This window comes from Bythopirellula polymerisocia, assembly GCF_007860015.1.
Classification (GTDB): Bacteria; Planctomycetota; Planctomycetia; order Pirellulales; family Lacipirellulaceae; genus Bythopirellula; species Bythopirellula polymerisocia.
In genome coordinates, this window is record NZ_SJPS01000016.1 from 22089 (window position 1) to 33004 (window position 10916).

The window sequence follows — 10916 nt, forward strand, 5'->3', positions numbered from 1 at the left end:
AGCAAATTTTGCAAATAGTTCGAGTAGCAGATAAGCTATTTTGAGCTGAAATTTGTCCTGGAATGGGGTAGGAGTGCTATTAAGTTCATAGCTCGATATGCCACTTTCCAGTCGTACGCCTGTCAACCTCCACCTATGCTCGGAGCGATGTTACACAGATCCAAGCAAGTGAAGCCAATAGTGAGTTACGGAGACAGTATGCTGCACTACCCATGGTCAATTCTGCGTTCGAAAACCCATTCCAATGATGCAGATCGCATCTCGCTTTGCGGTTGGCTATCAAAGGAAAATCACAACCTATGCACTCGCCGACATTCTGTGAACGCCAGGCTCCACCGTCTAGGCTTCACGCTTGTAGAGCTATTGGTTGTGATCGCTATTATTGGCGTCTTAGTGGCGTTGCTCTTGCCGGCAGTTCAAGCAGCACGTGAAGCTGCCCGTCGAACTCAATGCAAAAACAGTCTTAGACAAATTGCCATAGCGCTTCAGAATCATCATGACACTACAAAGAGATTTCCTGCTGGTTGCAAACATGAGAATCCTACTCCACCATCAGTATCAAATGTATACGAGGGAAACTGGAATTGGAGTGCCATGCTACTGCCTTATGTTGAGCAGACTGCACTCTACGATCAAATTGGAATCACAGATACGGACTTAGCGACGGCACTAGACGATCCTAATAAGCTTACAGTAATGCAGACATCTCTCTCGGTATTTCTTTGCCCGACCACTGCTAGCCCTACCGTCAATGAAGAAAGAGATATTCGAAGTACAAGTGGTCAATACTATGGATTGGCGACTTCTGATTATGTGGGAGTGAATAGCAGTAATGAATTGCGACGCTATAGGGGTGCCCCTGGCAGAGATGCCAACGGCATTTTCATGCTTGAGAAGGGAACACGGATTCGCGAGATCACCGACGGCACAAGTAACACTCTCATACTAGGTGAGAGAAGTTGGGAAACTGCCCTTCCGGGTAGCGAAGGGTTTGTATTGGGAAGGGCAGGTGTAGTTTTTGGAATTCGTGGCGTGCGTGATAATTCCGAAATCGGATTGGCAGACAGCATGGGTTGTGGAAAGTATGCCATGAACTATTCCAGTTCTAACCCTACCAAGTCGAATTCCTTCGCTAGAAGAGGGTTTTCTAGTCGCCACCCAGGAGGTGCAAACTTCGCATTTGCCGACGGGAGTGTCGACTTTATCTCAGACTCCATCGACGGAGGTTTTGACTCCGACCAGACTGCAATTACGGATGAAGTTGATACACCTTGGGAATCCTTGCTAGGAATTAGTGACGGCGTGGTAACAGGCGACTATTGAGTATTTAACCCCTTATAACTTCCAATAGGCTTGGTTTTGAAAAGAGTCTCCTCCAGCGAAGGAAGCGCAACGTTATGCCTGAGAAATCAAATCGTAGATTGTTCTTAAAAGGCTCAGCCCTGGTGCCTTTGAGTGTGGCTAGTGGAGCATTGCTAACAAGTATTCCAGCGGTCGCTGCAGCACCAATAGAACGAATCGGTGGAGCAAAATTAAAAATAAGCTTGAACGCCTACTCATTTAGCAAGGCTCTCAATGATCATATTCTAGGTCGCAAAAAAGGGCTGACATTAATGGAACTGCTCGATTTTTGTGCCGAGCATAACTTCGATGCGATTGATCCGACGGGCTACTTCTTTCCCGGTTATCCAGGGGTTCCAACTGACGAGTACATCAATAATTTCAAACGAAGAGCCTTTCAGCTTGGGCTGGACATCAGTGGCACTGGCGTCCGCAACGACTTCGCTACTCCTGACGAAGCCAGTCGTGCTGCGGACGTCCAACATGTTAAGGAATGGATCGAAGTCGCCGCCAGACTAGGTGCACCTGTCATTCGAGTGTTTGCAGGTCCGGAGCAAGAGGGGCATTCTTGGGATGACGTTTCTGAGTGGATGGCAGCAGATTTGAGACAATGTGCTGACTACGGTAAAAAGTTTGGGGTTCTGGTCGGCGTCCAAAATCATGGCGATATGCTCAAGACAGCCAAACAAACTCTTAGAATGGTAGAAATGGTCGATTCGGATTGGTTCGGGGTAATTGTCGATACTGGCTATTTTATGACGGATGACCCGTACATCGATATTGCTGAAGTGACTCCGTATGCCGTTAATTTCCAGGTGAAAGAAAGTCCCTTCGGCAAAGAAAGCCCTATTCGAACTGATCTAGATCGGCTGGTTAGAATCGTTTGTGAGCAGGGCTACCGAGGTTACTTACCAATTGAGACGCTTTCCTTGCCAGGCAGGCCATACGACCCGTTTACGCTGGTGCCAAAGTTTCTGGCTGAGGTACGCGAGGCAGTTAGTAACACTAGATGTTAACTTTGGCCAGATAAGAATGACTGACGATTCTAATACCGAGGGAGAAGACCGGAAACGATTGGTGTCGCTGATTACTCAACACCAGAGACGGATTTTTTCATACATTTACACGATGGTTCCTCGCCGTCAGGAGGCAGAGGACCTACTGCAAGAAACGAGCGTAGTGATCTGCGAAAAGTTTGATGACTTCACCGAAGGAACGGACTTTGTCGCATGGGCATGTCAGATCGCCTATTGGCGTGTACGTTATTCCCGACAGAAGTACGCACGCTCAAAGGTTTTATTTAACCAAGAGGTCCTCGACGTGGTTGCCAAGACGGCAGAAGACATGACTGTTGAACTGGATGAGCGACACATTGCTCTATCGAATTGCCTTGAGAAGCTACATACCCGTGACAGAGAATTTATTATGACACGTTATGAACCAGGTGGCGGGGTCGAAGAGGCGGCTCGAAAGGCGGGTCGCTCGATTACGGCAGCCTACAAAGCGCTTACCCGAATTCGAAAGCTGCTCCTTGACTGTGTTACAGAACAGTTAGCCCGAGAAAGTGCGTCATGAGCCTCACTGACCGCGAAATTCTGGAATTGAACGAGCTTTGTAACTCGTTAGTTGATGACAACTTGACTCGGTCCGATCTAGCACGACTTGAGCAATGGATCGCCAAATCGGACGACGCGAGGAAATTCTATGTCCGAGCTATGGGTCAGTCAGCGAGCCTAGGTCATTACGCTAGCGAATTGCAAATAGAAGCACCAGACCTCGCGAGCCCAGTGGGCAATATCTTTCACCACACTAAATGGATATGGCTGGCGCTTGCTGCTTCAGTTGTTGTTGGTGCTTTGTGGTTTGTGTCTCCTACCCCATCGGATCGATCTGACCCATCGGAACTTGTTGAATATGTGGCAAAGGTAACGGGAGTAAAGTCAGAGAGTTCGGGTAACCTGATTGAATCAAGGCTGGGAGCTTTTTTAAGCCGTGGGGAGCGGTTTGAACTCTTGCAAGGTTTTGCCGAGATAACTTTTGACTCGGGAGCTGTCCTTGTTGTTGAAGGCCCAGCTCTTCTGGATGTTAACTCTCCATGGGATGCGACTCTTCATGAAGGCGCTATAACTGCATCTGTGCCTTCTCAAGCTATCGGCTTTCGAATAACCAATCCCGCTGTCGAGGTCGTGGATTTAGGTACAGAGTTTTCGATGGTGGCTGACGGTAAAGGCGCGGCCAATGTATTTGTGATCCAAGGTGAAGTCGAAGCAGTACCTGGAAGTAATTCGGATAAGGAAGCCATTTTGCTGCACGAGAACGAATCCAGGCGGTTTTCTGTATCTGGAGCCTCGGAAGTGGAGGTTAGTCAACCTAGCGCGATTCACTCGGAGATACCCAATTCCTTTGAACGAGGTGCCAATTCAGCGAAGTATATTTACTGGACGTTAGACGAACGATCTGGGAGTGTATTAGGCGCTAGATCGGCAGGTTTTCTTCCAGAGGATTATGATCTCACTTTGGGTAAAAGAGCGTCTGGGTCCGCTCATACTGAGGGTTTTAGAAACGGTGGCCTTCGATTCGATGGTAGGACCTATGCTAAGGCGAGTTTTCCCGGGCTTTCCAGTAATTTACCTCGAACTGTTGGGTTCTGGGTACAGGTCCCCAAAGATGCAGCTCTTTCTGAGGCATATTCGATGGTCGCCTGGCGTGCTGACAGTGCCAAGCTCGGTTCCCGCCCTGTGCATATTGGTTGGAATCGGAATCCTGATGAAGGTCCACTGGGTGCTTTGCGAACCGACTTCAGCGGTGGCCACGCCATGGGCATGACTTCATTGCGAGACGGTCTTTGGCATTATGTTAGTATCGTGTTTGTGCCCGGTATCGATCCTGACGCACCTGTTCAGGTTAAGCAGTACGTAGATGGCAAACTTGAAAGCAGCAGAGTGACGCCTGGGCCGAAGCTTAGCATTGCTGCAAGAGGTAAAGAAAGTGGGGATCCAAGTTTAGCGGATGTACTCTGGCTAGGCTGTCGACTTGGGAGTAGTGGGCCGCGAAAAACCCGATTTCGAGGAGCCCTTGATGAACTCATAATTACGGATCGCGCTCTCGATCCTTCTGAGATTTCCCGATTGATGGACGGTCAAGAAATCGCCCTACCAACTCTTTGAGATAATGCTCAAGGATCAATACTAGGTCCATTGATAGATTATGAGTTCACTTGAATTACGTCGGTTTCAAAGCTACGACCGGCATCAGTCATATCAATGGAATTATGACCATGCTCCCTCTCCGATTCAAATAGAAGTCCCTCCTGTTCCTGGGGAATGGACATTCTGTAGCCGGAAGGTTGACTCTCCATTGGGCATCGCTGCCGGTCCATTGTTGAACGGACGCTGGTGCCTCTATTACGCACAATTAGGCTTCGATGTGTTGACTTATAAGACGGTTCGAAGTGGTTTGCGGGCCTGCTATTCACTGCCAAATCTGCTGCCCGTGAAGTGCGAATCATTGCAAGGAGGTGATGGACGTCTTCAAACAACTACCGAGTTTCAAGGGAGTTGGGCGGTTTCTTTTGGAATGCCATCCCAAGTACCAAAAACTTGGCAAGAAGATATTGCTGAAACACGACGACGATTACCGAGCAACAAACTGCTCAGCGTTTCGGTGGTGGGAACTATGCAAACCGGTTGGTCGTTCGAACAATTGGCCGAAGATTATGCGGAATGTGCTTTGCAAGCCACTCGACATGGAGCTGACAGTATAGAGATAAACCTATCTTGTCCAAATGTGAACACGTGCGACGGACAGTTATATCAGCATCCTAATGAGTCTGCGCTGGTTGCGGTGAGTGTGCGACAGGCCATCGGTGATCTACCTCTTATCGTGAAAATAGGCCATTTCCAAGAACCGGAACGAATCGCACCATTAATTGATGCCTTGTCGCCCTACATTGATGCGGTTGCCACAACCAACAGTGTTGTTGCAAGTGTGATCGATGATCTTGGCAATCTATACTTTGACGGGCAACCCCGAGGAATATGTGGACAGGGCATACAAGACGCCTCAGTTCGACAGACTGAAGCAATAGCGGAATATATAAAGCGAAGGTGTCTAGTTATAAGAATAGTTGGAGTGGGAGGCATCTTTACCGCCGATGATGTTAATCGCTACCTCTCGGCTGGTGCTGAATCCGTGCAACTGGCAACTGCACCGATGATCGATCCAGAGGTGGGAATTAGGATTCGAAGGTCCTTAGAATCTATGGACTAATGAAATTCACGCGATTCAAATTCCATAACTTTGAGAGAAGCGTTTCGTTCGACGACACTATTCGTCGCAAGTCGTTTCGACGACAAATCATCGGACTCCGGTGTGTCTAAACTCATGTTACTAGTCAAAGTGCCATCAAACGTAGTTTCTGAAAAAAACTCTCTGTGGCGTGGCAGCCAAGTTGCACACTGATGACGGGTTTTATAACTGCCACCCCCTAGCGTCTAACTGTTCAAGGAGGGCATGTCCTGAGCGCACAGGCGGACTTGCTGAGGTCAATCCAACGCTGCAGGTCGGAGTAGTCGTCAATTTGCTGAGGCTGGACAACCCGCCCTCACGAAGCCGGTCTCCTCGCGGGCATCAGTGTCGACACCTTATAGGATCTCCCTTGTCCCGGCTTTGTGCGTCTGGCCAGAACGTAGGCCTTTTCCCAGGCACGTAGTTTTGGCTAGGCGGAATCACAAAGCCGCCACGATAATCAATTCGAAATGGTAGCCTGCGAGGCGTTACGGATAATTTTCACCTGCCGCTCAACGGCTTTGCGGAGAGATCCGATCGCCCCGCTTGCTTCGCCCAAAACGGATCACTCAGATGTGGCGCTGTAACGCTCCCTATAAGGTCTCCGCCGGACGAAGCTTGGTCTACCGCTGAACACCAATCTTCTCAAAAGGGAATCCAATCATGAGCGAACAATCTGAACAACCGACCCTATTCATCGGCATCGACTGGGCAGACCAAAAGCACGACTGCTATGTCATTGATGGTGACGGCAAGGAATTTCATCAAGAAATTGTGCACTCCCCGGAAAGCATCAACGACTGGGTAAATGAAATGCTCAAGCTTGCTAAAGGAAAACCCATCGCCATCATGCTAGAACAGTCCCGCGGACCGCTGGTATACACGCTGATGTTCCGCGAGAACGTACTGCTCTATCCAGTCAATCCGAAGCAACTGGCCCGCTACCGCGAAAGTTATCCGGGTGGCGGCAAGGATGATCCCACCGATGCCATGTATTTAGCAAGAATGCTGCGTGAACGAATCACGACTCTGACGGCATCGCAACCAGATGACAAGAACACACGTCTGTTAGCCCACCTGTCCGAGCAGAGACGCAAGCTGGTCGGTAGTCAGGTGAAACTCCGTCAGCAGCTCACTGACCAGTTAAAGCAGTATTTTCCGATCGTTTTGGAACTGTTTGGCAAGGAATGGCAACTGCCGTTGCTACTGGGCATCTTAAGTCGTTGGACCGATCCTCGCCAACTTCGTCGAGCCGATCGACGGCTGATTCGTCGCGTCTTGAGTGATCACTCGATCCGTGATGAGGAGCGACAAGCCAAAATCATCGCTCGCATACGTTCTGCCAGATTGCTGACCAATGATGAAGCACTCATTCTGCCGTCGGCAATGAGCGTGAAGCTCTTGGTCAGTCAGATTCGGCAATCTCGCGAGATGATCAAGCAGTTCGAGACCAAGACCGCTGAAACAATGAAGCAGCATCCCGACGCCCACCTCTTCACCAGCCTGCGTGGCGCTGGCGCGGTTCTCGCGCCACGATTACTCTGCGCGTTCGGTTCGCAAAGAGACCGCTGGAAGGATGCGGATAGCTTGGCAGCATTCAGCGGGATTGCGCCGGTCACAAAAAGGAGCGGTAAGCAGTGCCTAGTCCACCGGCGATTCGCATGCCCCAAGTATCTACGGCAGACATTTCACGAGTTTGCCGATAGTGCTCGCATGTATTGTCCGTGGAGCAAGGCCCGCTACCGTATGCTGCGAGATCGAGGCATGAAGCATCACGCGGCACTGAGGAAACTAGCACGTAGCTGGATCCGCATCCTCTTCCGTGTGTGGCAAACGCGGACACCCTTCGACTGTGACCGTTACATCGAACAGCTACAGCAGCGCTGCCCTGAAATCAAACCTTACTTGGAAATGCAAAAATGACAAAATCTAAACTTTACTACTTGCGAAGTGCTCAGATGTCTCCGCACTTTAGCAAAGCCTCTCAAGTAGCGTTTCACTCCGAGGCGTCGTAGCTTCCGTCCGTTTCGTACGTCGGCTGTGCGCGCCGACGTACGATAATGATTGCACTTCGAAGCATCACATGCCGCCCCAGACCGGTTAGGCATTGGTGCGAAAGGTCGTTGCAGCCGCAGGGATTAGTACACCGAGATCATCATCTCAATCCCAGCTTGCATCGTGTCGCGCCACTGCTGTTCCAGTTCTGGAGTGCACTCTGGATCGTATTGCGCTATCGATTCACAGAGGGCATCTAGCCACAATCCGTACAATTCCGGTCGGACGTTATGCTGACGCCGACTGTGAGACTCACCAAGCTTACTGATTGCCAGCTTCGTTCCGTCCTCACCGGCCCCCAGCCGTACCAGCATCCGCACAGACATGCGAATCATCTGTTTCTGCCTTCGAAAGTCGGTGTCCGCAAACATTGGCGGAATCTCCTCCGACTTGGCTAGGAACTTCTCGTAAAACGTATCATAGAACCCGTCATTCTCCAGACACCGGTCGTAGCTGGCTTCCACAGTTTCATAATCAACAGACATCGTCGCATTTCCTGAATTGTGCATGAGAGGCTGGCTACTATTTCTGCGATTGCCAGCGGAACGTGTATGCTAATGCTCCCGTCCTATCAAACAAAGCCCTCTTCGCAAAAACGCTACTGTTGAGGGAGCTGACTGCGCTGCAGTCTATTACGAACGCGGAACGCCAAGATCATCCAGGTAGGTGAGTCCTGAGCGTCGAAACGCAGTAGCAATAACCCGTACCGTACACCGGCCTATCTACCGAAGGCAGCTGCAATAGTCAATTGACACGGGTGGCGGTCAGTCGATGCTGTGGTGAGAACGGTGGTAGCGGGTGACCACGTCCGGATCGGGTGATAGGTGCGTGCCCGCCTCATCCTTGCCCTCGAAATCGAACTGGGACAACACGTAACGCATGCTTTCTAGCCGCGCTCTTTTCTTGTCGTTGGCCTTGACGATGATCCAGGGACTGTAGGTGGTGTGCGTCCTGCTGAACATCGCCTCTTTATATTTCGTGTAGATGTCCCAGTGTTCCTGTGCCTGGTCATCCACGGGGCTGATCTTCCACTGTTTCAGCGGATCGTGGCGGCGTGATTCGAAGCGCTCGTGCTGGACTTTCTTGGAGATCGAGAACCAGAATTTGACCAGTTCCAGATTGTCCTCGTACAACATGTGCTCGAACTCGGGCACCTGCTGTAGGAATACATCATACTGTTTCTTGGTGCAGAAATTCATGACCGGTTCGACCACCGCGCGATTGTACCAACTGCGGTCGAAGAATACGATTTCACCTGGGTTGGGCAACTGCTCAGTGTAACGTTGGAAATACCATTGCCCCCTCTGCAACTCGGTCGGTTTCGGCAGCGCGACCACCCTGGCGCTGCGAGGGTTAAGGTGCTCAATGAAACGGCGGATCGAACCCCCCTTGCCAGCGGCGTCGCGGCCTTCGTAGATAAGGGCGATCCTCCGACCGTTCAGTTGTACGTCACGTTGCAACTTGACCAGCTCAATCTGCAGTTTTTCGAGTTCCTGTTCATAGCGCAGCTTGACCAGCGCCTTCGTGGCGTTGATTCTCTTGGTGGACAGAAGTTGCAGAAGGCCTTTCTTCGAATTGATCTGCTCCAGCTCCTCCTCGCTAAGACTAACTTGCTTCTTCAATGTCTTGCCGAAGATCTTCTCTTCCGATGTGAGCGCGTTACCTTCACCGGAATGATTCATTTCCGGTTCCAAGCGGTTGCCCGACCAGTCATTTTCAATCCCGGGGGTTGTTGATGGATCACTCATGATGCCCGCTTCTCCTGAATATCAGGTGTTTCGTTGCGACTTGATGACAGCGTGGTCGCACTCCAGGCCGACCGCGTACGCCCCAGAGACTTCCTATCATTATACACCGCCGTATCCCCTTCAGCATGGTCCACCGAGTCTCCTTGGGGAATATAGTTGTCCCAAATACAGTTAGGAAGGTCAGGCTGCACAACCTGTAAATCAGGAACCTCACCTCACCATAAAGAGCGAGCTAGAACTTGATACACAAAGGACCAGCTCAATCACCCGTGCAATCGTCAAATGCCTACGGTCAACAGACCGACGCGGTAACGATAATTCACTTGGAAGCTTCGGCTTCATCGGCCGAGACAGATTAGCGTATAAGTACGGAGGATTTTTCGACTTACGGTAGCCACGGCTAAGTTTCGGGGTTTGGCACGCCGACGCTCCTAACCGTCTACCGTATCTGGCGGCGGTCAGATTGACCTCCGCGAGAAAAAGGGTCGAATCAATTAGCGTCTGAACTGTGTTGCCTGGCTCCTGATATGATTTCTCGATGTGCCACCCCCTCCCTGGGCACGTGATTTGCACCTTATTGAACTGTGACGTTGATGAACCTGCCGATCTCGCGAGCAGAGCACACCGAGGGCAGTGCTCTGCGTGCGGATTGGCGCATTGGGCGCATCGAATTGGCATGGTTTGTCGCCTACGAGCAGTCAGAAGAGCAGAGAATAGGTGGGTAATGTCTGCATACGGATTGGTCGCGGGGACTCGCTTCCAACCGCTGGACTCAGAATCAGTCCCTGTCCGTCTCCTGGCGGCAGATAGGCAACTCACGTGAACTCGATTGAAAATCACGACGGCCGCGAATCAGGGCACAGCCTTTTCAGTCTGGACGTGTGGTCGTGCATCGCCCAGCAACTGTCGCTGTCGGAACGTGAGTTGCAGATTTCGCAGGGTGTGTTCGACGATAAGAAGGAGAGTGTGATTGCCCAAGAATTGGGTATTTCTCCGCACACCGCACACACGCATCTTGAGCGCCTTTATCACAAGCTGCGGGTGAACAGCCGAGTCGAACTAATTGTTCGCCTCGCAGAGTGCCATCTCTGGCTTTGCCAGGACCCCGACAGCCCGGTTCCTCCCATCTGCCACCGTCACAACTCGGGCGACTGTCCCTTCTGCAGCTGACGGCTGAACAGCCGACTTTCTGTTGCTCAAAGTGCGGGGACAATGGAAGCAGAGAGGTTGTTTGACAACTCGCATTGGCGAATCGGGGAAACGGCTGAATTGTCGAGAGGCTTCAATCTGCGGAATGATGGCAGCAAAAATCAGCCGGTATATAGCAATTCCGGGAGTAATGACAAATCACACCCTTCGGCAAATAAGGAGAGCAGAGATGAAAACTACATCTATTTTCTTGACAACGTTCGTATGCAACACATTGTTGGGGATGTTATCCCACGCCGCGCCGATTGCGAGCGATTCCTTCGCCACGACGGCCGG

At 50.9% G+C, this 10916-nt stretch carries 9 protein-coding genes; 7 read left to right on the top strand and 2 right to left on the bottom strand.

What is annotated here, in order from left to right; all coding sequences use genetic code 11:
* The first annotated feature begins 198 nt into the window (after positions 1-198).
* The 6 genes from Pla144_RS23730 to Pla144_RS23755 all read left to right on the top strand — a co-directional run bounded on the left by Pla144_RS23730 (position 199) and on the right by Pla144_RS23755 (position 7551).
* Positions 199-1323, top strand: a complete 1125-nt coding sequence (locus tag Pla144_RS23730) for a DUF1559 domain-containing protein (RefSeq protein WP_231936536.1) — start codon at positions 199-201, stop codon at positions 1321-1323.
* A gap of 74 nt (positions 1324-1397) precedes the next feature.
* Positions 1398-2357 carry a sugar phosphate isomerase/epimerase family protein gene (locus Pla144_RS23735; protein ID WP_146453198.1) on the top strand — a complete coding sequence of 320 codons (960 nt, stop codon included), beginning with the start codon at positions 1398-1400 and terminating at the stop codon, positions 2355-2357.
* Positions 2358-2373: 16 nt separating this feature from the next.
* Positions 2374-2916, top strand: a complete 543-nt coding sequence (locus tag Pla144_RS23740; RefSeq protein ID WP_146453199.1) for a sigma-70 family RNA polymerase sigma factor — start codon at positions 2374-2376, stop codon at positions 2914-2916.
* Positions 2913-4508, top strand: a complete 1596-nt coding sequence (locus Pla144_RS23745) for a LamG-like jellyroll fold domain-containing protein (RefSeq protein WP_146453200.1) — start codon at positions 2913-2915, stop codon at positions 4506-4508. Before Pla144_RS23740 ends, Pla144_RS23745 begins: the two co-directional genes overlap by 4 nt.
* 40 nt (positions 4509-4548) lie before the next feature.
* The gene (locus Pla144_RS23750; RefSeq protein WP_146453201.1) at positions 4549-5610 is read left to right on the top strand and encodes a hypothetical protein; all 1062 of its coding nucleotides are present in this window, start codon (positions 4549-4551) and stop codon (positions 5608-5610) included.
* Between the two features lie 681 nt (positions 5611-6291).
* Positions 6292-7551 (top strand): IS110 family transposase, encoded by a 1260-nt coding sequence (locus Pla144_RS23755; protein ID WP_146453202.1) that lies wholly within the window; start codon positions 6292-6294, stop codon positions 7549-7551.
* Positions 7552-7766: 215 nt separating this feature from the next.
* Here the strand turns inward: Pla144_RS23755 and Pla144_RS23760 are convergent, their stop codons facing one another.
* A complete protein-coding gene (locus Pla144_RS23760; protein WP_146453203.1) occupies positions 7767-8168 on the bottom strand; it encodes a globin domain-containing protein in 402 nt (133 codons plus the stop codon).
* Between the two features lie 279 nt (positions 8169-8447).
* Complete coding sequence (gene ppk2 / locus Pla144_RS23765; protein WP_146453204.1) at positions 8448-9431, bottom strand: polyphosphate kinase 2; 984 nt, start codon at positions 9429-9431, stop codon at positions 8448-8450.
* Positions 9432-10250: 819 nt separating this feature from the next.
* Between ppk2 and Pla144_RS23770 the strand changes: the two genes are divergently transcribed.
* Complete coding sequence (locus tag Pla144_RS23770) at positions 10251-10601, top strand: helix-turn-helix transcriptional regulator (RefSeq protein WP_146453205.1); 351 nt, start codon at positions 10251-10253, stop codon at positions 10599-10601.
* The last annotated feature ends 315 nt before the right edge of the window (positions 10602-10916 follow it).